Raw genomic sequence first — 23,079 nt, 5'->3', positions numbered from 1 at the left:
TTATTCGTCCAGCAAATCTTCGAGGCTGGCAATCATATCGTTGATCTCATCCTCCAGCTTGCTTTTTTGTTTCGCTGTCAGAGAACTTGCGACAGATGACGCCAGTCTGGCATGTTGCTGTCGATTGTTTCGCCAGACTTGAAGAAATGCTTCAGACCGGTACTGTTCAGGATTGAGCATCAGTGCAGTCAGTTGCTCAATAAAATCAGGATTACTCTTACGGCCGGCGAATAACACCCTCGCCCGCTGCTGCAAATCACGACGGTATGCCAGCCACAATTCCCGTGACGGCATGAAGCCGGGCGCCATATCCTGAATTAACTGTTTTTGTTCCTCTGTCAGCCGGCCGATCCTTTCTTCCATATCCTCTTCCAGGCTTTCTACACGGTCTTCCATGCGTTCCGTTTCTGACCACTCATTGGTTTCTTCTATCTTTTCCTCTGTTTCCTTGTTGTCCTTTTCCAGTGCAGCAAACAGTCTGATCACCTGCTCGTCTGACAGCTCGCCCGCCATTGATGCCAGAGGCGGAGTGATTTCCTCCCGCAAACGCTGCCAGTGCTCCGTGGCTTTGGTGTAATGAGACAACAGGCGCTGTTCTGTCAGCCGGTTCTCTGCCAAATCCTCTTTCACCAGTTTGAGATGATTGATGTAGGCGGGCAATTCTCTGCTGCGATGCCAGTCAATCCACTTGTCGAGCTGCTTATCGAACATGGCTTCCTGGCGATTATTCAGCTCGATGTAATCATCCATGTACCAGTAAACCAGCCAGTCCAGATTGTTGTATGCCAGTTTACTGCTGCATCCGCCCAGCAATAAGACAAATATAACTGTTACCCATTTTTTCATGACTGTTCCTGCCTGAAACCATTGAACAATGATACGCTCACCTCTATGCTTCACGGTGATGTGCTATCACTATAAAGCCCTGAAAATCACAGTAAATACTATTTAATTTTTAGTAACAATTCTGTCTCTCTGTGGCTTATATGATTCGTATCAACACTTGCAGTTCAACCCGCTGGCATACTTTGCCGGCTCTGATTCAATAAGGACGGAACGTGAACAGTAAAGTAGCCATACTCACCTCGGGAGGAGATGCTCCCGGCATGAATGCCTGTATCCGTGCCATCGTGCTGGTTTGTGAACGGGCCGGCCATGACATCGTCGGTTATTTACATGGTTATAACGGTTTGCTGTCACAGGAATATATGACGCTGGACAGTCGCCAGGTACATAACCTCGCCCAGCGCGGGGGCACGATTTTACACAGTGCCCGCTGCAAGCCTTTCAAGACTGATGAATCCGGTAAGCTTGCTGCTGCCAATCTTACAGCGCTCGGTATAGATACCCTCTTTGTGATTGGGGGAGACGGCTCTTTTCGCGGCGCAGCCCATCTCGGAAAATTCTGGCAGGGTCAGATCATTGGTTTACCGGGTACCATTGATAACGACATTAACGGCACAGACGCCACTATCGGCTATTTCACCGCAATTGAAACCGCTGTCCAGTCCGTGGATAAAGTACGGGATACTGCTGATGCATTTGAGCGTGTTTTTCTGGTAGAAGTGATGGGCAGACATGCCGGTTTCCTCGGTCTGAACGGCGCAATTGCTTCAGCGTCAGACTATGTCATTTTGCCGGAACTGTTTGAAAGCGAAGAAAAGACATTAAAAGACATCCTGACTCAGCTCAATGAACGCCGGGAACAGCGCGGTAACGTGAGTTACATCATCGTGCTGGCGGAAAACCTCTGGCCCGGCGGGATTGCTGATTTAGCTTCACGACTGGAGAAATCGCTTACTGAAACAGAAGTGCGTCCTGTTATTCTCGGGCACGTGCAGCGGGGCGGCTCGCCGGTCTCTCAGGACAGGTTGCTGGCACTTAAACTGGGTGCCTATGCGGCAACTTTGACGGGCAGTGCTGTAACCGGCGTGATGATTGGAGAACAACATAGTAAACCGGTTCAGGTACCGCTGGAAGACACCTGGAAGCAACGTAAACCGCTGGATGACCTGTCAGTTGATACCATGACACTGCTTATGAACAACCGTTATGCGTAACCTGTTACCGGGCGGATAAATTAAAAAACGGAGCATAATGCTCCGTTTTTCTACATCTTCATCGCGGCTTTGACTTTATCGCGGTGACTGCGGCTGACTTTCAGCTCGGTGTCATTCTGCAGAATAAGGTGATATTCGCCACTGATATGACTCACCAACTTCTTGACGAAGCGGATATTGGCAATGGCAGAACGGTGAACTCTCACGAACCACTGAGGATTCAGTTCCTGTTCCAGTTCCTTCATGGTTTTACGCATGATATGCATACCATCCAGCGCATGAACACACATGTAGTCACCGGCAGCGTCAATCCACTGGATGTCTTGCACGGCAACACGGGTCACTTCAGAGCCGTCTTTAATGGCCAGTACTTCCGGATAAGGATTGGTGTCGATAGACTCGCCGCTGGCAAGTTTACGGAGAATTTCGTTGGTATCATCACCGGTAAGCTCAGCCACCAGATTTACCAGCTTGCGGGACTGCTCATCCTGATCGCGGGTAGTGAAATATTCTCTGACTTTCACCAGCGCATCTGACAATCTGGCATCGTCAGCCGGTTTCAGCAAATAATCAACTGCATGAATATCAAACGCTTTAATGGCATAGCTGTCATAAGCGGTGACAAATACAATCATGGGAATTGGCTGGTTCAGTTCACGGAGTTTGTGAATAACCTGAAATCCGTTCAGACCCGGCATCTGGATATCCAGAAAAACCAGATCAGGCCGGTTTTTAGAAATTACGCTTACCGCATCCAGACCATTCTGGCATTCCGCCACCACTTCTACATCAGCGTGACGTTCCAGACGTGTGCGTAACCCTTTCCTTGCCAACGGCTCGTCGTCTACCACGACAGTTTTTATTTTACGATCACTCATGCTTTACGTCTTATACTTCGTAAGGGATCCGCAGTCTCACACGTATGCCTGACGGCTGATTATGTTCAACCGAAAAAGCAAAATTACGCTGATATAAAGACTGCAGACGTTCCTTTATATTCACTAACCCCACACCGTTTTCACGATGCAGCTGACCATCCTTTATTTCCGCACCGGGCCCGTTATCAGCGACATCCATTAACAGGTCGTTACCAAAGGTACGTGCAGAAATAGAAATTTGACCGCCGTTCTCCATAGTGGATATGGCGTGTTTAATTGCATTTTCAATAAGCGGTTGCAAAATCATCCCCGGCACCAGGGCAGACTCACAATCAGGTTCAATATCCCATACTACATCTAATCTGTCATCAAATCGTACTTTTTCTATTTCAAGGTACAAACGCAGTACTTTGATTTCTTCACCCAAAGTAACCCGCTTAATGGGATCATTATCCAGAGAATAGCGTAAAAAGTCCGATAACCGTGACACCATGGCTTCTGCAATGTCATTTTCTTTCAGCAGGATCAGCGTGGAAATGGCGTTCAGTGTATTAAACAGGAAGTGAGGGTTAAGCTGATAGCGCAACATTTTAATGTGCGCCTGATGCGCCATGGTACTGGCTTTTAATGCATTCTGCTTTTCTTTTTGCAGCATCTGGAAGTTCTTGATACCAAAATAGGTACCCGTCCAGCAGCCCACCATGATCAGAGAATTGATCGTATTGGTAAAGTACAGATACCAGGCATCAGGCCGGTAGCCGTGCTTATAGATTTCCCAGTAGTTGACGTTCTTTACTACTGCCCATACCAGCGCCACCACATAACAGGCAAGAATGACGGTAGTGATCATTTTCAAAGGAGACAGTTTTCTGGCCCAACGAAACACATACCGTAACGGAATGGTCAGTAACCAGCCGGCATAAGCATTGAGCAAAATGATAAAGACCCAGATAGGCCGGACATCATGAAGAAACGAACCAATATAATAAATTAACGCAAAACCCGCCCAGCCCACGCTGTGCAAGGTCCAGAATAAGCGTTCGTTACTTTCGAATAACTGTTGCCAACGACTCACTTTATTACCGTAAAATCAAATAGTAATTTCAATTATACGCATATTAAACGGGTTCATGGCAATCTTGGTCGTGCTTCCCCGGCACCTTGTCGCAGTGGATTTTACTTAATAACTTATATTTAAGCGCTTAAACCAGTGAGTCCACCACCAGGCCGGGCCAATGAGTAAAAAACGGATATCATCGAAAAACGACGGCTTCCGGCCTTCGATTTTGTGACCGGCAAACTGCAGGATCCACATGACTACAAACAAGATAAGACAAAATTCCCACACAGCCACAGGACTGCCATCAATCAGATTGATGACACCGAAACTGATAATTGTCAGTAGCGTCATAGCCGCGCCTACCGGACCGGACAGGCGGAAATAGTAGTACAGGACCGGCAGCACCAGCAGGTGGGCCCAGGTGAGATCGGTTTGCTGCAGAAAGCCGGGGAGCGGAATACTCCATATTAAACCCAGGGTAACGAGGTAAATAGACGGCACCGCAACGGCGTGGATTAACACATTCGTTTTATTCTGGTGGCTTTCCGAGTATTGCAATAACAACTTGTCAATTTGTCGCATATCAATAACGCTCCGTAAATGGATCCGCCGGCGGTAACGGAAAGCCTGAGCTTTTTCTGCTATAGAGCCAGAATATAGCGTTCAATTAAGGTTTCGACCGCCTTTTGCTCATTGGTAAACTGAATACCGTAATAATAGTATCCTTTTACTTCGGCAACGTTCCGCACGTTGCTGTCTATCCTAATGGTTTCACCATCCAATTTACAGCCCAATGTTATTTTTTTGTTAACTTCAAGCTTACTGTCATCTGAACCCGTTTTTATGGCCAGTTTGCAGCCTGTTTTCGATACATCAATGATCAGGCCCCGGACTCTTTCCTGCTCTTCCTGATCCAAATAGACACTGACAGGAATGCCCGGCTGGGAACGCCGGTCGCTGCGTAGCCCCATGGTTTGCAGCTTAGACGGAAACCCGGTGATAAGAATACTCACCGGTTTGCTGAAGCACTTTAAGATTGTAGTTTTGAAGGCAATAACCTGCCCCAGCCCACCTTCGATCACAAACCTTACGACCACTTCATTGCCGGCAACAAGATAATCACGGATGTTGGCCCATTTATGGGTATTTGGTACCTGGAAAATAAATGCGTTAGGAATATCCATACCCACATAGTGCGTTTTAAGGCGTTGCGGTGCAGTGGGTGTCTCTATCTGTAAATCGACAACGGTGCCGGGCGCCAGGCTTTTCAATGCAGTCATGTCATCTTTACTTAAAGAGGTGGTTTCGGCTTTACTCACAGCAGGCTGTACTCCTTTTCAGTCAGTGACATTATCATACTCCCTTTTCGCTGATGCTGACAAAAAGTCCGGTGTGATGCATGATAGCACTCTGCATGACTTTTCACGGATATTTACATGACTTCTTTGCGATACGATTTTTCCGTCCGCTCCCGCTCTCAACATCTTTTCGCAGTAACCCTCACAATTCCCGCCTGCGACACTGATATACTGACGTTGAGCTTACCGGCGTGGATCCCCGGCAGCTATATGGTGCGGGATTTCGCCAGACACATCATCACACTGACAGCGACAGACAACGCAGGAAATGTTTTACCTGTTATTAAAACAGATAAACAGACCTGGCAAATTAAAGCGGGTAAACAGCCAGTCACTGTGGAATACACCGTTTATGCCTTTGATCTCTCCGTACGTGCAGCTTATCTGAACGACGAATACGGCTTTATCAACGGCACCAGTGTCTTCTTGCAGGTCAACGACCTCCCCGCAGCGTCCTGTGAAGTGACGGTATCTTTACCTGAATCCTTAAGCCACTGGCATGTAGAAACCAGTATGCAGCCTGATGACACAAACGGTACACATTTTATCTGCGAAGATTACGCGGAGCTCATCGATCACCCTGTATTCATGGGTGAGTGTGTGCTCGACAGTGTAACGGTTCAGGGCGTGGAATTTGTGTTCCTTTTTAGTGGCAAAACGCCGGTAAACACGAAAAGAATATGCGAAGACATGGTGCCGGTTTGTGAGCATCACCTTAATTTATTCGGTCAGCCCGCGCCCGTGGACCGCTATGTGTTCATGACGTTGCTGAGCGACAGTGGCTTTGGCGGCCTTGAGCACCGCAGTTCTACGGCCCTGCTCTACCCACGGTTTGACTTACCGCTGGAACGTGAAGGCGGCGGCAAAACTGATCAGTACGTCACCTTTCTGAGCCTCTGCTGTCATGAATTGTTTCACACCTGGCATGTTAAGCGCCTGCGTCCTTCCGTTTTCCTGAAACCGGATTTAAGTGCAGAAGTCTATACCCCCCAGCTTTGGATTTATGAGGGCTTTACCAGTTTTTATGACGATGTGACGCTGGCGAGAACGGGCCTCATCAGCCCTGAAAAATATCTGGAAATTGTTGGCCAGAACCTCACCCGTTTACAGGTGACAGCGGGACGTTTCAAACAGTCAGTGGCAGAGTCCAGCTTTGATGCATGGACCAAGTTCTACAAACAGGATGCATCAGCTCCCAACAATATTGTGAGTTACTATGTAAAGGGCGGCATCATTGCCTTTGGACTCGATTTGCTGTTACGCAGAAAGTCGCAGGGTAACGTGTCGCTGGACAGTTTAATGCAGGCACTGTGGCAGCAATTTGGTGCAGAGGAAACCGGCACCCCTGATGATGTGATTGAGACCGTTTGCCGTGAAACTTTCAATATTGATGTATCAGAGTATCTTCGGGCTGTTGTTTACGGCAAAGAAGACGTGCCCCTGAATCAGTGGCTGGCTGATATTGGCGTAACGCTGCATACAAGGCCGAAAAACTCAGCATCTGACCGTGGTGGTGTACCGCCCTTACCGGCTTACCAGAAGCATCATTTAGGGGCTGCCATTAAAAATGCAGAAACCGGCGTAACGGTTCAGGTTGTATTTGAAGACGGCGCAGCTTGCCGGGCAGGACTACAGGTCAACGACAGGATCATTGCACTGGATGGCTACGTAGTGAATGACATTCTGCTGCAGCGTTTACTGAATCAAACCGGTGAATCTGCGTTGCCGCTGACAGTACTGCGTGATGGGCGTTTGCTGACGTTATCCCTGCCTGTGCTTGAAGAGCGGCAGGAAGCCTGTTACTTCACCATTGAAGATAAGGAAAAGCTGGCTGCATGGCTGGCTACAGCATAAATGATTCAGCCCCGTACAGGGGCTGATTGCTTTTACAGGGTTAACTGAAAATTGGTTATTACTGGCGGGCCGGTACCAGTAACGCTGGATCCAGCCTGGTTTTACCCAGGTTAAGCCGCCAGTCAAGATGGGGGCCTGTTGCTCTGCCGGTCGCACCGATGGTGCCGATAGCGTCGCCCTGCGCGACCACATCCCCGGCTTTCACCTTCGAAGAATCAAGATGCAGAAAGGTAGAGAACACACCCATACCGTGATCGAGGATCACCGTATTACCGCTGTAATACAAGTCATCTGATAATTTCACCACACCCGCTGCGGGGGCGACAACAGGCGTACCGGTTGGAGCACCAACGTCAACACCATAATGCGGCGCTTTAGGAATACCGTTAAGCACCCGCTGGCTACCGTATACGCCGGTTACCGGGCCTTCTGCCGGCCAGATAAAACCGGTAAATACAGCATCCAGATCAGAAATATTCCCGCGGGCATTAGCTACTACAGTACTGTCTCTTCGAATACGTTTAAGTGTTTCTTCCGGCGGCGAAACCATGGAAGACTTCAAACCGTCAATACGCTGAATGTTGTACTGCCGCTTTTCCAGTTCAATGTCTCTTGAACCTGTTGTGCCGTCAGGAAGCGTCCAGGATAAAGTATGATTAAGTGCTGATTCACGGGCGAAACCAAATACAAATTTGCCCTGCGCATTGAGCTTGAGTGCTTCGCCATTCAATGTAACCTGACTTCCGGGCGGCAACTGTCCACGAAACAGACTGCCCTGCGTAAATTTACCATTCAGAACCAGCGCACCGGCTTCAGGGGCTTCACTGGCAGCAAGGCTTTGTTGCAAGGAAAAAACAGACAGTGAAATCAGCGCAATGAGAGCCAGCGGGATCAATCGCACACCAGTGCTCCTTTTCCTACGCCTTCATAAGCCAGCACTTTCACAGAGCCACCATTCTGGCGGGCTTTTTCTTCATCAAAAATAAACTGAGCCAGACATTCCACGGTGGAATCAGTAGTTATGACTTCACAATCTGATTCAGGCAACAATATTTCAAAGTAGCCTTGCGATGATTCATAGGCAAAACAGCAGTACTCTCTGTCTGCCGGCACAGTACCCGAGGCCTGACGTGCTGAAAAAGCCAGACTGTCTTCTTCCGAGGCAATATAAATATCTTCCCAGCGTGAAGCCCAGTATTGCTGACTCTCAAGGCTATTTTCACCGTTTACAAACACGTCGATTTTAGAACGGTGGCCATGGGCAATACGCTGGCAATTGCCATCGTGTTTTTTCAGGCCATGGGTGTAGTGATAGAACGGCGTGGTAATCACTTCGGTGCGCAGAATCAGCTCAAGGTTATCTACGTTTTCCGGCAGATGAGTAGCAATCACTTCGCGAAGGTAGCTGCCGGTGGAGTCCTTAGTAACCGTTTCACCGTAGATGAATGCGTAGGCCTCTGCCGGACAATATAGCTGAATCACCCTGCCGTCGTTGCAGGTAAACCGTACATCCACATGTTCGCTGTTGTCTTCATGCACAATCGCCACGTTGGCGTAGTCAGCAGGTACCAGCAATTTATGGTCGACATAATCATCAATCAGTCGCTTCAGGTTTTTTTTCACCTTACCGAAATCCTGAATCATACTCTCATCGTTAAGATCGCCGGACAGGATCACATCCACGATCCAGCTTTCTCCCACCATTCCCCGCTCAGGGCACAGGTAAGAAAAATCCATGACGGTGAGGTCGTTGACAAATAATTGCATGTAAAACCTTGTTGCCGGAACTTAAACTGCCGGCATTATACGATAAATTAAACAAAGCAGGCAGGTTTCACCTGCCTGCTTACGAACGTTGGCCCGCATTTCGTTACTGTTACGGGTGAATAACGGCTATTGTACCTAATTTTTTGACTGTCTGGTCAACTGGTCTTTTAAATTTGGCGGAATACCTTTAATGGTCAGTGTGTCTGACACCGGGTCGTAGATGATTTTGTCACCCAGTAGTTTACGTTCAAAGCTCAGGGAAATACCGCCGCCCTGTCCGGTAAATTTAGCCAGCTGACGCAGCGCAGCAGGATCAGGTTGAATATTCTCTTCCAGCGGTGCCTCAAGCGTTTGCGTGAACGCCTCAAAACTGTGTTCGCTGTCACTGTCCGGCGATAACCGTCCGGATAACTCTTTGATCGACAGACTTTCACCACTGTCTATCTTTTCTTTGAAATAAGACTTCACTTCATCACGGTGCTGTTGCTGCTCTTCACGGTCAAGATTCTCACTGGCCAGATAAGCATCTACCGAAGAAATCAGTTGTTTGTTCTGCTGCTTAATGTCCACCAGCTCTTCGCAACCAATAAAATCCATGAAGAAATCAGACACCTTGCGGCCCATGAGTCCTTTAATAAAGCTTACGTAGCGTTTTTGCTCCGGCTGGATCTCAAGTTGAGTAAGGTCAATGCGTACTGCCAGTTGCATCTTCGCCAAATCAAGGTGCTCGCGGGCATTCAGCTCCAGTGCCTGATTGATTTCCACGTGGGAACGGGTATTCAGTAACGTGATCATCAGATACTGTGTTGCCAGAAACTCATACTGACAGAAAATCAGAAAGCCTGTTTGCACTGTACCGGTATCGGTCAGGGCTTTAATCAGCTTGTCACCGGAAGTCAGCGTAAAGGCATGGAAGATATCTTCCAGGTTGTCCACGCGCTCTTTTTGCGCGTGCATGAATTCTGCCAGTGACGTTTTAAAAGGAATGGTATCTTCACCGCCTGCAGCTTCTTCAGTGAAATGGCCCACACCTTTTCCGGGCTTGCTGTTAAAGCTGTGATTGATCTGATGAGCCAGTGATTCGATTTCCGGCGTCACCGCAAGACACTTGTCCCGTGGAATGATGGACAGCTTGTCTTCGCCGCTGACGACTAACCGGTGAACAACAAAATGATGAATCAGTGCACTCATAGACTATCTGGGATCCTGTTTAGTTGAGAATTTACAGTGGAATTCGCGGGATTTACGAATGAATGATTGTTATCACTCAGACAACGATTATAATCATTTAAAATTAAATTCCATTCTTTTTTAGTAAAGAAAACAGTAAAAGAGGCGTCACAATGCCCCAGCAAAGCCGTTATTCCGATTCGGATTTTGAAGCGCTAATGAATAAAGTCATCCTCACACTCGAGGAAAATGAGGCCAGTCGTGATTTACAGCTCATGGTATTGGGTAATGTCATCACGCACATTCTTAATACACAGGTTCCCGCTGCTAACCGCAAAGCCATGGCGGAACAATTCGCTTCGGTATTACAGAAAAGTGTTAACTAACAGGGCTGAATAATGATTTTAGCGGAGTCACCTCGCCGTCAGCGGGTCACACGCCTGGTAAACTGGGGCCACTGGTTCGCGCTGGCTAATATAGCCATCGCCATGATCATCGCCTCAGTATTTATATTTTCCTCTCCTTCACCGGATACGGCCTTAGGTGCCTTGTATCTGGTATTTAACTGGTTCGGTCATATTGGTTTTATGACCTTTTCCGGTTTTGTTATATTCATTCTGCCGTTGTGCTACCTGGCGACGAATCCGAGAATTATCAAGTTTGCGGCATCCGCCATCGCGGCAACCGGGCTGGCATTGATGGCGTTTGACGCCCTGCTGTTCAACCGCACCGGCTTTCATTTAAGCTTCAGTTCTGCCGATCTACTGCGCAACGAAGCACAAAATCAAATCAGTCAGTTTGGTTTACAACAGTGGATGTACTTATTACTGCTGTTTGTGGTCTGGCTCGGTTTTCAGCTTGTGCTGGCCAATGCGTTATGGAAACGTGTGGAGCGATTACAGCATCACAAAATCGGTACGCCGGTAACCGGCTTTTTCCTTACCTGTTTTGTCGCCAGCCATGCGATTCACGTGTGGGCTGATGCAGAGTTATATCAGCCTATCGTGAAGCAGGACAATATGTTTCCGTTGTCCTATCCGGCTACGGCAAAAACCACCATGTCCCGCTATGGCCTGCTGGATCTGGAACGCTACAAGGAACGCAAACAGCTGCAGTTTGATCCGCAAATCCATCAGGTGACCTACCCCACGGAACCGGTTTACTGCAATATTGAAGCTGACCGTACCCTGGCGCTGGTCGTGCAAACAGACGATACACCGTTGCCGGACATGCCACAGTTTGATCTCAGAGAAATGAACAACTATTTCTCTACAGCTTCGTCACTGGACGGCTTGATCCTGACTACCCTGTTCGGTGTGCCGGAAATTTACCGCGATACACTGGAACAGAAAAGACCGGTTCTGCTGGCCTTACCCGTGGGTCTGGGCATGCCTGTGTCTATTCACGTCGACGAAGCACTGCCTGCCAGTATGCTTGACGGTTACCGACAGCCTGTCAGTAATAATCATGCCGGATTGCACATTGCCTTCCTGTCGGGTGACAAAATTGCAGATATGCTGAGCGACGATGTGTTTGCGCAAAGTGATGTGATCATTGCCACCGGCTTCTCTGAAGATGGCGGTACCCGCCGTGGAAAACTGCTTACGACGCTGGATGTGAAAGGCAGTATTGCCAGCACCGAAGATTTAGCGCCTACAGTATTGAATGCATTAGGCTGCGCAGCGCCGGTCCAGTTCTACTCCACCGGACAAAATTTGTTGCAACCACAACGTAACTGGCTGGTGAGTACTTCCGGTGAAAAAGTGGTGGTGCTGCATAATCAGCAAATGATTGAAGTGCTGAGTAACGGCAGCTTTGAAATATCGGATATTGACAGCCGTGAGCGAAGCAACGACCCGTTAAATGTGGATTTACTCAGCCGAGCCATCAAGCACCTGACCCATTTTTCACGGTAGAGTCGTTACGGTATTAATTTCACCTTTCCTGAATGATGGGAATGGGAAATTCAGAAACGCTGCCTTCTCCGGCAGCGTTTTTATTTCGCTTTCTATTTTTGCTTCGCCTGCCATAAGGAAACATAAAAATCCGCTTCAACCTCTGTCAGTGACCGGCACAACGAAGCCTGAGTACTTTCATCCAGACGCCAGGCAAACGGTGTCATCTGAAGCAGCGCCTTCCGTTGCGAATCATTTTCAAGAGTGGTCTGCCAGTGAACCCGCTGCCGGCTCAGCAGAGTGAAGCCTGGTCTCTCATCTGCTGGCATTTCATGTTCACGGGGGGTTTTATAAGCGGCTTTTTTCAATGCCATTAAATGCGCCGGGCCAGGGGAAACGTGAAGTAATAAACCCTGAGGTTTGAGAACGCGGGCAAACCCGTCGTCACTGCCAGGGGCAAAAACCTGAAGCATCAGGTCGATTTGGCTGTCCTGAACCGGTAAATCAAAACTGCTGGCCACAACAAACTGTGCATCCCTGTGCTGTCTGGCTGCTAAATCCACTGCGCTTTTGGAAATGTCACTGCCACTGGCCACCACAGACTTTCCGGCCGCTTCCAGCGCAGATCTAATCACATGTAAATACGTGCCTTCACCGCACCCTGCATCATAAAGTACAACGGCTCCTGACGCAGACATCACATCGCTTTTTATTATCACGTCAGCCATCTTGTCCATCAACGGCTGATAAATGCGGTATTGATGGAAGGTCTTTCTGGCGCCGAGCATGGCTTTATTGTCGCCGGGATCCTTGCTGCTTTTTTTATGTACAGGCAAGAGGTTAACGTATCCCCGTCTGGACACATCAAAACTATGATTGTTGTTACAGCGCCATGTGTCACCGCACACCAGCGGAGACTGACAAAGAGGGCATTGCCACATGATTTGAACCTGTTCTGCCTGTGAAAACGCAGGGAATGTAACAGAATGAGGAGGAACTGCAAGGTTCAAAAAGACTAAGCCGCCTGCCCGTTAATGTTACCTGTGAAATAACATTAACGGGACAAGACGGCTTTTCTTAAGGAAGGTAGTACTTTGATCAGATAGTATCTTTACTGAAAAGCGTGAATATACTGGAGAAATCCAGCTCACTGTTCCCTTGACGCTGATGCATCCGGTAAAGCTGTTGTGCCGCTGACCCCATGGGCAGCGAACTGCCTGTTTTAGCGCCGGTATCCATCGCCAGGCCAAGATCTTTATTCATCAGTTTGACCATAAAGCCTCCCTGATAAGCATGAGATGACGGCACAGACTCCATCACCCCGGGACACGGATTGTATTTCTGCAGGGTCCAGTTGCAACCGGAGCTCTGTAACATAATGTCAGACATGACTTTTGGATCCAGCCCGTTATCGATGGCAAGTTGCAGTGCTTCTGAAGTGCCGGCCATCAGTACAGCCAGCAACATATTATTGCAAATTTTGGCAACCTGACCGGCACCGGTATCCCCTGCATGAAACAGGTTTTGCCCCATGACATTCAGCAGAGACGATGCCTGCTCCACCACTTCTGCTTTGCCTCCCGCAATGAAAGTAAGGGTACCGGCTGTAGCGCCGGCAACGCCGCCGGAAACCGGCGCATCGATAAAGCGATGACCCGCTTGCTCCGCTGCATGGCCGGTTTCTCTGGCAGTGTCTGCATCAATGGTACTGCTGTCGATAAGCAAACAGGATGTGTTCAGTGAAGCCAGTATGCCTGCTTCACCGCAATATAAGCTGCGTACATGAGCCGCAGCCGGCAACATGGTAATCACCGCTTCAGCTTGCGACACGGCATCAGACACACTTGCCGCTTTACGGGCTCCTTTGTCACACAGCGCATCCATGGCACTTTCTACCAAATCAAAAACCGTCACGTTATATCCGGCTTTAATCAGGTTCGCCGCCATGGGCGAGCCCATATTGCCGAGACCTATAAAAGTAATGTTTTTCATATTGATTCTCCCAGTCCGGCCAGCGGGTGAACTGACTGCCAGGGGGATGAGAAGAACGGATCAATGTCTGAATCAGGGATCCCGGCCACGGATTTAAACCGCCAGTCCGGCTTGCCGTCTTTATCTATCAGCAACGCCCGGATCCCTTCCTGCAATTCACCGTATTGTGCACAATGGCAGGCCATATTCAGTTCCATCCTGAAACTGTCTGCCAGAGACTGTGTTTTACCTTTCTGAAACTGGCGGTAAAACAGCGCAGCCGTGAGTGATGAGCCGGATGCCAGCGCCTGTTGAGCTTTTAACATCCATTTGTCACCACCTGCATCGATAGCTGTAATGGCAGCAACAACTTCCTGAACTGACGGAAATGAGCAGGCTGCATTGATACGTTCAAGCCATGGCGCAATCCGGTCATCGGGCTGACTGTTTTCAGGTGACGCATCTGCTGTACCGGCATTCAGGCTCTTTGCCAGCATACCGGCAACGTCCTCACGGCTGCCTGATTTCCACTCAGTGCTTTTCCATTGTGTAATAAGATCTGCCAGATCACTGCGGGCACACAAATGGTCGGCCAGACCATACTTTACCGCTTCAGCACCATTTACCTGCGCTGCGGTCAGGCCGAGGAACAGGCCGAGTTGTCCGGTTAAGCGGGGAAGAAAGTAACTGCCTCCCACATCAGGGAATAAGCCAATCGTCACTTCAGGCATGGCAAGGCGGCTTTTATCTGTCACCACCCGGTGAGAAGCGCCCTGCAACAACCCCATACCGCCCCCCATCACAATGCCATCTCCAAACACCACAACAGGTTTGGGATAAGTATGCAGGGTGTAATCGAGTTCGTATTCCACGGTAAAGAAATCACGGATAAACGGCGGGATCGTTCCGGGCGCGGCTTTCATTGCATGATACATGGAAACAATATCGCCACCGGCACAAAAGGCCTTCTCACCGGCACCGTCAATAATGATAAACAGTACATCTTCCTGCTGTGCCCATACATTCAGCTGGTTCTGCATGGCTGATGCCATATCAAGATCCAGCGCATTCAGCGACGCCGGCTTATTCAATGTAATGTGCCCTGCTATCCGGCCACAACCGGTGCGGTGTTCATTAATAATAATGCGTTGTTCTGCAGACATGATCTATCCTTTGAAAGTGCTGATGATGCCCGTTACTGTGTCAGAGAATGTCATTCATTTCACCCATCAGACGGCGGCCAATGATCACACGCATGATTTCATTGGTGCCTTCCAGGATCTGATGCACTCTCACATCTCTTACGTGCCGCTCCAGCGGGTATTCTTTAATATAGCCATACCCGCCGTGTACCTGCAGCGCCTCGTTGCACACCATAAAGCCGGTGTCTGTTGCAAAACGTTTGGCCATTGCGCAATAGGTGGTTTTGTCTTTGTCATTACAGTCAAGCTTCCAGGCCGCCAGCCTCACCAGTTGCCTGGCTGCCACGAGCTCTGTGGCCATATCGGCCATTTTGAACTGGATAGCCTGAAATGCCCCCACCGGCTTACCGAACTGCTCACGCTCCTGAATATAAGTTGCCGCGGTTTCCAGTGCCTGTTGCGCCGTGCCCACAGAACAGGTGGCAATGTTCACACGGCCGCCATCCAGCCCCTGCATCGCCAGACGAAACCCTTCACCTTCTGCGCCCAGTAAACTGCTTTCATCCACCATCACATTATCGAATGTGATCATGCGGGTAGGCTGTGCATTCCAGCCCATTTTTTCTTCGGCTTTGCCGTATACCACTCCTTCAGCGTTCGCCGGAACCACGAAGGCCGATATACCCGACGGACCCGGTCCGCCTGTGCGGGCCATGACCACCAGTACATCTGTTGCGCCGGCGCCGGAAATAAATAGCTTTGCGCCGTTCAGGCGATACCCGTCAGGGGTGCGTTCCGCTTTGGTTTTAAGTGAAGCCGCATCAGAACCGGCGCCCGGTTCGGTAAGGCAATACGACGCCAGTTTTTCTCCGCTCACCAGAGAGTCGCACCAGCGGCTTTTTATCTCCTCTGTGCCATAGGATGCAATCATCCATGTCGCCATATTGTGGATTGTCAGCATGGCCGTAGTGGTGGTGCATCCCATAGCCAGTTGCTCAAAAATCAACGACGAATCCAGCCTGGATAAGCCCAGACCGCCTGCGTCTTCGGGGGTGTATAACCCGCAGAAGCCGAGTTCGCCGGCCTTTTTAATGGCCTCAACCGGAAAGTGATGCTCTCTGTCCCACTGTGCGGCAAACGGTGCAAATTCCTGCTTAGCAAACTGACGTGCAGTGTCCGTGAATGCCAGTTGCTCTTCATTTAATGAAAAATCCATCGTCGTCTCCTCTAATCCATCGAAATAGTCAGGTTCGGACCACCCGGAATATCCTCATCCAGCCAGCGACTGGTTACCGTTTTGGTTTCGGTATAAAAGCGGATTGCCTGTTTACCGTAAGCATGTAAATCGCCGTAAAACGAATTTTTCCAGCCGGTAAACGAAAAGAATGGCAGCGGCACAGGGATCGGCACATTAATTCCCACCTGGCCTACAGTGACTTCACGCTGGTACTTTCTGGCCGCTGCTCCGCTGTTAGTGAATATGCTGGTACCGTTGCCGTAAGGATTATTGTTTACCAGCTTCAGTGCATCTTCCAGAGACTCTGCCCGCATGCAGGACAAGACGGGGCCGAAAATCTCTTCTTTATTGATAGTCATGTCCGGCGTTACCCGGTCAAACACCACCGGGCCTACCCAGTTACCCTTTTCACATCCCGGGACAGTAAAGTCAGATCCGTCAGCCAGACATTCTGCGCCCTCTTCTTTACCGGCTTTTATCAGCGATAACACGCGTTGTTTTGCTGCTGCAGAAATCAGCGGACCAAAACCGGCTTCGGGGTCATTCCACAGGCCCGGTTTAATTTCACTGATACGTTTTGCCAGCTCCGGGATCCACTTTTCAGACTCACCCACAAACACCGCAGCAGAAATTGCCATACAACGCTGCCCGGCTGCCCCGACCGATGCACCCACCAGGTTATTCAGAACATGTTCTTTGTTAGCATCGGGCATGATCACCGTATGGTTCTTCGCGCCTGCGAAGCACTGGGCACGTTTGAGGTTGGCGGTGGCAGTTTTGTAAATGTACTGACCAACGGGAACAGACCCAACAAACGACACAGCCTTAATGTCTTCATGATGAAGCAGAACATCAACCTGCTCTTTACCGCCGTGCACCACGTTCAGCACGCCTGCCGGCGCTCCGGCTTGCATAAACAACTCTGCCAGGCGGTTAGGCGTCAGCGGATCCTGCTCAGAGGGCTTCAGTACAAAGGTATTGCCGCAGGCAATGGCCAGCGGAAACATCCACAGCGGGATCATGGCCGGAAAATTAAACGGAGTGATGCCGGCGCATACACCCAGTGGCTGAATAAAGCTGGCGGTATCTATGTTACGGGCAACGTTTTCCACCGTTTCGCCCATCATTAAGGACGGCACATTCATCGCCTGTTCAACCACTTCAATACCGCGCCACACATCACCTTTGGCATCGTCGAAGGTCTTGCCGGTCTCGCTGGCAAGCAATGTCGCCAGTTCGTCATGGTGCGCTTTCAGTAACGCCTGGTAACGCATCATCACGCGGGCCCGTTCGGTCACCGGCACATCACGCCAGCTTTCAAAAGCCTTTGCAGCACTGGCAACGGCTGCATCCATGTCGGTTTGTGATGCACTGCAAATTTGTGCAATGGGTTCATTGGTGGCGGGGTTGGTAACGACAATCCTGTCTTCTGACTGTCCGTTAACCCATTCCCCGTTTATCAGCATCGGCACCTGTTGCATAGGGTTCTCTTGTTAGTGAATACCCTGTTACCTTAAACAATCACACAGGTTTACGTAAACGTTAACGTAAAACAAATAAAACTATTTTGTAAATATATTGTGACATGAGGAGTGTTCGGGACGACAAACCAGACTACCGGTATACCGGCAAATATGCCTGCTCCCGGGACTATTATCTTTTCGTATAGATGACGAACCGTCAAAGCGCTGATATATTTATTAAATTCCGGTATGACAAAGTTCGTACTTTCATTACATTACTGGTGCCCTTCATGCCTTACCGTCTGGCGATTATCGAAGACAATGCCACTGCGCGTTCAGCAATAAGAAGCCACCTTTTGCCTGTGGGCGAGTTCGAGATTAGCAGTTTCAGTAACGGCGCAGAGCTCAAGTCAGCCCTGCGCCGGCAACACTTCGAAATTATTCTGATGGACTTTCATCTCGGGCAAGGTAAAAACGGTGTGGAATGGGTACATCAACTCCGGCAAAGCCAGTTTATCCGGCCCAGTACCGGTATCGTGTTTATTACGGCAGACCGGCTGCCACAAACGGTGGGCCAGATCATCGATGCACAGCCGGATTTGCTGATTATCAAGCCCTACAACATTGCCACCCTTTCACGTGGTCTCAGTCACTACCTCAGTTACCGGAATTATGTCAAACAGGCACTTAATGCACTGGACAATAACGATCCCGCCGGCGCTCTGCAAATTGTGGCAAAACTGAATAATCAGAAAACACCGGCAAAGCTCAAAAACGATGTGCTGAAACTTCACGCCAGGATCCTGTTTCAGAATGGTCAGTTACTGGCGGCTAAAGCGCTGTACGAGTCTGTGCTGGCGCGCTCAGAACGTGTGCTCTGGGCCCAGTGGGGAAAAATAAAATGCGAGTACCTGGCGGGTAACTGGGCAGACTGTAAAGAAGAATTGTCCGATCTGATGACCAATTCACTGGCACGGGATAAGGCATTTGAGTGGCTCGCCTGTCTGTGTTTTGAACAGGAGGCCTGGTCGCAGGCAGAGTTCTATCTGAACCACATCAAAACCAGTGACTTAAGTGTGCCGGCAACACGATTGAAGTCGTTAACTTATCAAAAGCAGGACAAAGTACTGGAAGGGATCGAACTGCTGCAGAAGAAACGTGATTACAACCGCAGTACCCGGGACAGGTTTAACGAATTTACCTTTGAACTGGCTGAATTTTATCTTTCTATCGCGGAAGAGCAGCCAAAATCTAACCGGGACGAAAGCCTGACTCAGGCCCGCCGGCTGGTAGGGATTGCAGGACGTAATCAGAACGACCAGCAACAACTTCAGAAGAAAGACTATCTTCTTGCCTTCGCTGCGGTGCTTGAAAATGACCCGGAAAAAGCGCAGCAATACTTGACCCACGAACACATGGACATGTTTGTACGCACTGATCCCGCCACCCTCATCGTGGCCGCCAAAATCAATAATGCGCTAGGCAATACAGAGAAAGCCAAAGACTTACTGGCTATGGCACATGAGAGAAATCATCTGGACGATGATTTATCTGCGCAGACATTAAACGAAAGCGTACTGACCCGGGCTGAAAAAAGTATGGGGCTGGCCAGTGAAAGAGCGCTGGAGCTGAATGAAACGGGCATGCGGATGTTTATTGGTAAAGATTATGTCCGTGCAATGTATTACTTCTATCAGGCCTTTCAGATGATGCCTTCAACGCAGGCATTCGGACTCAACCTGCTGCAATGTATGCTGGAATCCCGTCACCACAGTTACCGTAATTACACCGTCGCCACATTACTGGACAAAATTGATACCGGTGCGCTGAATAATGCCAACAGACAACGCTTGCTCAGGTTGAGAAAAGTTGCCGAAGCTGACGCAGCTTACTTTCTGACAGCGACACCGGTAACACCGGCAGACGACACACAAGCCTCTGCCGGCTAGCCGTTATTTAGCGGCTAAACGGGTCAGCAGGCTGGAAGTATCCCAGCGACCACCACCGGATTTTTGTACATCAGCGTAATATTGATCGACCAGCGCAGTCAGTGCCAGCGTAGAACCGTTCCTGCGCGCCTCATCCAGTGCAATGGCGAGATCTTTACGCATCCAGTCTACGGCGAAACCATAGTCATATTTGCCATCCAGCATGGTCGCTGCACGATTTTCCATTTGCCATGACTGTGCTGCACCTTTTGAAATAACGTCAACCACGGCTGCACAATCGAGCCCTGCCTGCTGACCAAAGTGCAGCGCCTCAGCCAGCCCCTGAACAATGCCGGCAATACAAATCTGATTCATCATTTTGGCCAGCTGTCCGCTACCAGCCTTTCCCAGTAACTGGCTGTGTCTTGCGTAGTTATCCATGACAGGCTTTACCACATCAAACACAGCTTCATCGCCGCCGGTCATAATAGTAAGCTGGCCGTTTTCAGCGCCGGCCTGACCACCGGATACCGGGGCATCAAGAAAACCCAGTTGTTTCGCTTTGCAGGTTTCCCACAAGGTGCGCGCCACATCTGCTGACGCCGTTGTATGGTCTACCAGAATGGCACCGGCATCCATCGCCTCTGTTGCCTGACCGGCCACGTCCATAACGTCATTGTCATTACCGACGCACATAAATACGATTTCAGCACCACGAACTGCAGCCGCTACAGCAGGCTCAAAAGACCCGCCATACTCTTTCACCCAGGCCTCTGCCTTAGCAGTAGTGCGGTTGTAAACTGTTACGTCAAATCCTGCTTTTTGCAGATGCCCTGCCATGGGGTAGCCCATGACACCAAGTCCAAGAAACGTTAATTTTTTCACCGGTTACCTATTCTCCGTGTGGCTGCAAAAGTGATAACAAGCCGGTTAAAGAAACCGACTGTACCGAAACCGGCTGAATAATAACAAATTTCATGCTAAAAGTAGCTTTTGACCGCGTTTCACTTGCCGTAAAGGATTAACTCTATGTCTTCAATTTATGATTATACCGTCACATTAAACACCGGCGAAACGCTGGCGCTCAGTAAATTGAAAGGGTTTGTCATTGTCTTTGTTAACACGGCAAGCCGGTGCGGATTTACGCCTCAGTATGAAGGTCTCGAAAAGCTCTTTCTCAGGTATGAACCTCACGATTTAATGATTATCGGTTTTCCCTGTAATCAGTTCGGTAGCCAGGAACCCGGCAGTGATGACGATATTAAACAGTTTTGCGAACTCAACTACGGTGTATCCTTTCCCATCTCGGCGAAGATAGACGTGAACGGACCGGACGAAGATCCTTTGTTTACTTATCTGAAAAATGAAGCCAGGGGTGTGCTTGGCTCAAAGGCAATTAAATGGAATTTTACCAAGTTCGTAGTTGATCGTGACGGTAAGGTTCGTGGACGCTATGCGCCGGTAACCAAACCCGACGAACTGCAAAAAATTATTGACCCGATCATACGGGAATAGATGGAGCATAATATTCATGACCATACAAATGGGTATATTCAGTTGCCAGCCCTACGATGAAGCATCAATCAGCAAACAGGCCGGCGGGGATGTCCATCTGCACTGTTTCCCTGCCCGTCTGGATGAGAACACCGTGCCGCTGTGCGACGGTCTCGACGCTGTTTGCGTATTTGTGAATGACACGGTAAATGCCGTTGTATTGGAGAAATTAAAAGCGTCAGGCGTGAGTCATATTGCTCTGCGCTGTGCGGGATATAACAATGTGGATTTGGAGGCGGCAAAACGTTTAGGGCTCGCGGTGTCGCACGTGCCGGCTTACGCGCCTGAAGCGGTTGCTGAACATGCAGTAGCGCTGATGCTGACATTAAACCGGCGCATGCACAAAGCGTACAACCGGGTCAAAGAAGGTAATTTTGACTTAAACGGGTTGCTGGGCTTCAACATGGCCGGAAAAACCACAGGCATTATCGGCACCGGTCATATAGGCCGTGCTACTGCACGAATCTTATTGGGTTTCGGCTGTGAAGTATTGTGCTACGACCCCGCTCCTGACCGTCAGTTACAGGATGCCGGGGCACGATTTGTCTCCCTGGATGAACTCTTGTCCCGCGCTCATATCATCAGTTTGCATTGTCCTCTGAACCAGCACAGTTATCATATGATCAATGAAGAAAGCATCAGTAAAATGCGTGATGGTGTGATGCTGATCAACACCTCAAGGGGTGGTCTGGCCGATACGCAGGCGTTAATTAACGGGTTAAAATCGCATAAGATTGGTTATCTGGGACTTGATGTCTATGAAATGGAATCTGAGCTGTTCTTCAAAGATCATTCCTGCGAAATCATCCAGGACGATGTATTTGAGCGTTTATCCACGTTTCACAACGTTCTGATCACCGGCCATCAGGGCTTTTTTACTCAGGAAGCACTGGGACAGATTGCACAAACCACGCTGAGCAATGTGGCAGCCTGTGCAAACGGCACCATGGATACCACAACCTTTCTGGTTAAGCCGGCTTGCTGATCATCAAATGCATGTACTTGCCGAGCCGGCAAAACGGCTCGGTATTCATATATTGTCTTTCCAGTGCAACAAGCTCTTCAAACTGACTGTCGCTGAGATGTCTCTCTCTCATGTAGTCATGAAAACAGCGGATGCCGCTTAACGACTTTACTTCCATGCCGGCTTCTTCAACACAGCGGATTACGTCTGCAGGGACAAGCGGATTCTGCGGATTCAGTCTGACCTGATTTTTGACTTTCATGCCTTTGGCAATGTAATCAAAATTTCCATATACAGCATTACCAAATAACGCCGCATCGCGGTTAAAAAAGGTCAGACTCAGCAGCGCCCCCGGGCGCATGTTAAGACAGATTTCCGAAAGGGTTTCTAGCGGACTGGCGAGCCATTCAAGAACAGCGTGACAGATAACAACATCATAGCGCTGGAGATCGGTTTCAGACTGAATAGTGCCTTTTCTGAACGTCACATTTTCCACACTGGCCAGATATTCCTGAGCCAGCACAAGTACATCTGCAGACGCATCCACCAACGTGACATCATGACCCATCTGTGCAACTTCACGGGTCATGATGCCCGTCCCGCCGCCCAGATCAATTACCTTGCTGACCGGCATCTTCTCGAGGAGAGGTTTAAGGATATCAAGTAACAAAAGATGCCGCAGACGGCCCTTGGTCGTGCCGTAAATGTTACTCGCAAATTTATCTGCGATACCATCAAAATACTGGTCGGTGGATTTCATAAGTCGTTTCTTTGCGCC

Annotated in this window: 22 protein-coding genes; 7 read left to right on the top strand and 15 right to left on the bottom strand. The window is 49.4% G+C overall.

Annotation, left to right across the window (positions count from 1 at the left end; all coding sequences use genetic code 11):
- Window positions 1-846, bottom strand: coding sequence for a DUF6279 family lipoprotein (locus ACXAGC_RS17835; RefSeq protein WP_474845922.1), 846 nt, complete (start codon window positions 844-846; stop codon window positions 1-3).
- A 212-nt stretch (window positions 847-1,058) separates the two neighbouring features.
- Between ACXAGC_RS17835 and ACXAGC_RS17830 the strand changes: the two genes are divergently transcribed.
- Window positions 1,059-2,060, top strand: a complete 1,002-nt coding sequence (locus ACXAGC_RS17830) for a 6-phosphofructokinase (RefSeq protein ID WP_474845920.1) — start codon at window positions 1,059-1,061, stop codon at window positions 2,058-2,060.
- A gap of 50 nt (window positions 2,061-2,110) precedes the next feature.
- Here the strand turns inward: ACXAGC_RS17830 and ACXAGC_RS17825 are convergent, their stop codons facing one another.
- From ACXAGC_RS17825 to ACXAGC_RS17810, 4 genes are all read right to left on the bottom strand, one after another.
- Entirely contained in the window at window positions 2,111-2,938 is an 828-nt protein-coding gene (locus ACXAGC_RS17825; protein WP_119501298.1) for a LytR/AlgR family response regulator transcription factor, read from the bottom strand.
- A gap of 10 nt (window positions 2,939-2,948) precedes the next feature.
- The gene (locus tag ACXAGC_RS17820; RefSeq protein WP_119501297.1) at window positions 2,949-4,013 is read right to left on the bottom strand and encodes a sensor histidine kinase; all 1,065 of its coding nucleotides are present in this window, start codon (window positions 4,011-4,013) and stop codon (window positions 2,949-2,951) included.
- A gap of 105 nt (window positions 4,014-4,118) precedes the next feature.
- Window positions 4,119-4,580 carry an Mpo1 family 2-hydroxy fatty acid dioxygenase gene (locus ACXAGC_RS17815; RefSeq protein WP_303574166.1) on the bottom strand — a complete coding sequence of 154 codons (462 nt, stop codon included), beginning with the start codon at window positions 4,578-4,580 and terminating at the stop codon, window positions 4,119-4,121.
- 59 nt (window positions 4,581-4,639) lie between these two features.
- Window positions 4,640-5,317 (bottom strand): flagellar brake protein, encoded by a 678-nt coding sequence (locus ACXAGC_RS17810; protein ID WP_474845917.1) that lies wholly within the window; start codon window positions 5,315-5,317, stop codon window positions 4,640-4,642.
- A 117-nt stretch (window positions 5,318-5,434) separates the two neighbouring features.
- On the opposite strand from ACXAGC_RS17810, the gene ACXAGC_RS17805 reads away from it, so the two are divergent.
- Entirely contained in the window at window positions 5,435-7,210 is a 1,776-nt protein-coding gene (locus tag ACXAGC_RS17805) for a M61 family metallopeptidase (RefSeq protein ID WP_474845915.1), read from the top strand.
- Window positions 7,211-7,268: 58 nt separating this feature from the next.
- Here the strand turns inward: ACXAGC_RS17805 and ACXAGC_RS17800 are convergent, their stop codons facing one another.
- From ACXAGC_RS17800 to yejK, 3 genes are all read right to left on the bottom strand, one after another.
- Window positions 7,269-8,072, bottom strand: a complete 804-nt coding sequence (locus ACXAGC_RS17800; protein WP_474845985.1) for a M23 family metallopeptidase — start codon at window positions 8,070-8,072, stop codon at window positions 7,269-7,271.
- A 29-nt stretch (window positions 8,073-8,101) separates the two neighbouring features.
- Window positions 8,102-8,977 carry a 6-carboxytetrahydropterin synthase gene (locus tag ACXAGC_RS17795; RefSeq protein ID WP_474845913.1) on the bottom strand — a complete coding sequence of 292 codons (876 nt, stop codon included), beginning with the start codon at window positions 8,975-8,977 and terminating at the stop codon, window positions 8,102-8,104.
- Window positions 8,978-9,112: 135 nt separating this feature from the next.
- Window positions 9,113-10,168, bottom strand: a complete 1,056-nt coding sequence (gene yejK, locus ACXAGC_RS17790) for a nucleoid-associated protein YejK (RefSeq protein ID WP_119501292.1) — start codon at window positions 10,166-10,168, stop codon at window positions 9,113-9,115.
- Window positions 10,169-10,320: 152 nt separating this feature from the next.
- On the opposite strand from yejK, the gene ACXAGC_RS17785 reads away from it, so the two are divergent.
- Together ACXAGC_RS17785 and ACXAGC_RS17780 are read left to right on the top strand one after the other, a co-directional pair.
- Window positions 10,321-10,533 carry a YejL family protein gene (locus ACXAGC_RS17785; RefSeq protein WP_303574171.1) on the top strand — a complete coding sequence of 71 codons (213 nt, stop codon included), beginning with the start codon at window positions 10,321-10,323 and terminating at the stop codon, window positions 10,531-10,533.
- A 12-nt stretch (window positions 10,534-10,545) separates the two neighbouring features.
- Window positions 10,546-12,063 carry a DUF3413 domain-containing protein gene (locus ACXAGC_RS17780; protein WP_474845910.1) on the top strand — a complete coding sequence of 506 codons (1,518 nt, stop codon included), beginning with the start codon at window positions 10,546-10,548 and terminating at the stop codon, window positions 12,061-12,063.
- 92 nt (window positions 12,064-12,155) lie between these two features.
- Here the strand turns inward: ACXAGC_RS17780 and ACXAGC_RS17775 are convergent, their stop codons facing one another.
- From ACXAGC_RS17775 to ACXAGC_RS17755, 5 genes are all read right to left on the bottom strand, one after another.
- Window positions 12,156-12,983, bottom strand: a complete 828-nt coding sequence (locus tag ACXAGC_RS17775; protein ID WP_474845908.1) for a putative RNA methyltransferase — start codon at window positions 12,981-12,983, stop codon at window positions 12,156-12,158.
- A 157-nt stretch (window positions 12,984-13,140) separates the two neighbouring features.
- Window positions 13,141-14,034, bottom strand: coding sequence for a 3-hydroxyisobutyrate dehydrogenase (mmsB, locus tag ACXAGC_RS17770; protein WP_474845906.1), 894 nt, complete (start codon window positions 14,032-14,034; stop codon window positions 13,141-13,143).
- On the bottom strand, window positions 14,031-15,176 hold the full coding sequence (locus ACXAGC_RS17765) for an enoyl-CoA hydratase/isomerase family protein (RefSeq protein ID WP_474845904.1): 1,146 nt from the start codon (window positions 15,174-15,176) through the stop codon (window positions 14,031-14,033). The genes mmsB and ACXAGC_RS17765 overlap by 4 nt, the downstream gene beginning before the upstream one ends.
- 40 nt (window positions 15,177-15,216) lie before the next feature.
- Entirely contained in the window at window positions 15,217-16,371 is a 1,155-nt protein-coding gene (locus tag ACXAGC_RS17760) for an acyl-CoA dehydrogenase family protein (protein WP_474845902.1), read from the bottom strand.
- An 11-nt stretch (window positions 16,372-16,382) separates the two neighbouring features.
- Window positions 16,383-17,873 (bottom strand): CoA-acylating methylmalonate-semialdehyde dehydrogenase, encoded by a 1,491-nt coding sequence (locus tag ACXAGC_RS17755; RefSeq protein WP_474845900.1) that lies wholly within the window; start codon window positions 17,871-17,873, stop codon window positions 16,383-16,385.
- A gap of 272 nt (window positions 17,874-18,145) precedes the next feature.
- Between ACXAGC_RS17755 and ACXAGC_RS17750 the strand changes: the two genes are divergently transcribed.
- Window positions 18,146-19,804: a response regulator gene (locus ACXAGC_RS17750; RefSeq protein ID WP_474845898.1), complete on the top strand. Its 1,659-nt coding sequence runs from the start codon at window positions 18,146-18,148 to the stop codon at window positions 19,802-19,804.
- Window positions 19,805-19,807: 3 nt separating this feature from the next.
- Here the strand turns inward: ACXAGC_RS17750 and ACXAGC_RS17745 are convergent, their stop codons facing one another.
- Window positions 19,808-20,668: an NAD(P)-dependent oxidoreductase gene (locus tag ACXAGC_RS17745; protein ID WP_474845896.1), complete on the bottom strand. Its 861-nt coding sequence runs from the start codon at window positions 20,666-20,668 to the stop codon at window positions 19,808-19,810.
- Window positions 20,669-20,812: 144 nt separating this feature from the next.
- On the opposite strand from ACXAGC_RS17745, the gene ACXAGC_RS17740 reads away from it, so the two are divergent.
- Both ACXAGC_RS17740 and ACXAGC_RS17735 read left to right on the top strand, forming a co-directional pair.
- Window positions 20,813-21,298 (top strand): glutathione peroxidase, encoded by a 486-nt coding sequence (locus ACXAGC_RS17740; protein ID WP_474845894.1) that lies wholly within the window; start codon window positions 20,813-20,815, stop codon window positions 21,296-21,298.
- 16 nt (window positions 21,299-21,314) lie between these two features.
- Entirely contained in the window at window positions 21,315-22,322 is a 1,008-nt protein-coding gene (locus tag ACXAGC_RS17735; protein WP_474845892.1) for a 2-hydroxyacid dehydrogenase, read from the top strand.
- On the opposite strand, the gene ACXAGC_RS17730 is transcribed toward ACXAGC_RS17735, so the two are convergent.
- Complete coding sequence (locus tag ACXAGC_RS17730) at window positions 22,306-23,061, bottom strand: methyltransferase domain-containing protein (protein WP_474845890.1); 756 nt, start codon at window positions 23,059-23,061, stop codon at window positions 22,306-22,308. The two genes, ACXAGC_RS17735 and ACXAGC_RS17730, sit on opposite strands and share 17 nt — an antisense overlap.
- Window positions 23,062-23,079: the final 18 nt, after the last annotated feature.

This window comes from Alteromonas sp. AWJ4_197 (genome assembly GCF_056160285.1).
This window is presented reverse-complemented; position numbering and strand designations above follow the sequence as displayed.

Excerpts from the sequence above, each read along its gene's own strand:
- ACXAGC_RS17740 (WP_474845894.1), top strand. The coding sequence starts at position 20,813 with ATGTCTTCAATTTATGATTATACCGTCACATTAAACACCGGCGAAACG.
- mmsB (WP_474845906.1), bottom strand. The coding sequence starts at position 14,034 with ATGAAAAACATTACTTTTATAGGTCTCGGCAATATGGGCTCGCCCATG.
- ACXAGC_RS17835 (WP_474845922.1), bottom strand. The coding sequence starts at position 846 with ATGAAAAAATGGGTAACAGTTATATTTGTCTTATTGCTGGGCGGATGC.
- ACXAGC_RS17785 (WP_303574171.1), top strand. The coding sequence starts at position 10,321 with ATGCCCCAGCAAAGCCGTTATTCCGATTCGGATTTTGAAGCGCTAATG.
- ACXAGC_RS17750 (WP_474845898.1), top strand. The coding sequence starts at position 18,146 with ATGCCTTACCGTCTGGCGATTATCGAAGACAATGCCACTGCGCGTTCA.
- yejK (WP_119501292.1), bottom strand. The coding sequence starts at position 10,168 with ATGAGTGCACTGATTCATCATTTTGTTGTTCACCGGTTAGTCGTCAGC.
- ACXAGC_RS17755 (WP_474845900.1), bottom strand. The coding sequence starts at position 17,873 with ATGCAACAGGTGCCGATGCTGATAAACGGGGAATGGGTTAACGGACAG.
- ACXAGC_RS17765 (WP_474845904.1), bottom strand. The coding sequence starts at position 15,176 with ATGTCTGCAGAACAACGCATTATTATTAATGAACACCGCACCGGTTGT.
- ACXAGC_RS17775 (WP_474845908.1), bottom strand. The coding sequence starts at position 12,983 with ATGTGGCAATGCCCTCTTTGTCAGTCTCCGCTGGTGTGCGGTGACACA.
- ACXAGC_RS17780 (WP_474845910.1), top strand. The coding sequence starts at position 10,546 with ATGATTTTAGCGGAGTCACCTCGCCGTCAGCGGGTCACACGCCTGGTA.
- ACXAGC_RS17815 (WP_303574166.1), bottom strand. The coding sequence starts at position 4,580 with ATGCGACAAATTGACAAGTTGTTATTGCAATACTCGGAAAGCCACCAG.
- ACXAGC_RS17795 (WP_474845913.1), bottom strand. The coding sequence starts at position 8,977 with ATGCAATTATTTGTCAACGACCTCACCGTCATGGATTTTTCTTACCTG.
- ACXAGC_RS17735 (WP_474845892.1), top strand. The coding sequence starts at position 21,315 with ATGACCATACAAATGGGTATATTCAGTTGCCAGCCCTACGATGAAGCA.
- ACXAGC_RS17730 (WP_474845890.1), bottom strand. The coding sequence starts at position 23,061 with ATGAAATCCACCGACCAGTATTTTGATGGTATCGCAGATAAATTTGCG.
- ACXAGC_RS17825 (WP_119501298.1), bottom strand. The coding sequence starts at position 2,938 with ATGAGTGATCGTAAAATAAAAACTGTCGTGGTAGACGACGAGCCGTTG.
- ACXAGC_RS17805 (WP_474845915.1), top strand. The coding sequence starts at position 5,435 with ATGACTTCTTTGCGATACGATTTTTCCGTCCGCTCCCGCTCTCAACAT.
- ACXAGC_RS17760 (WP_474845902.1), bottom strand. The coding sequence starts at position 16,371 with ATGGATTTTTCATTAAATGAAGAGCAACTGGCATTCACGGACACTGCA.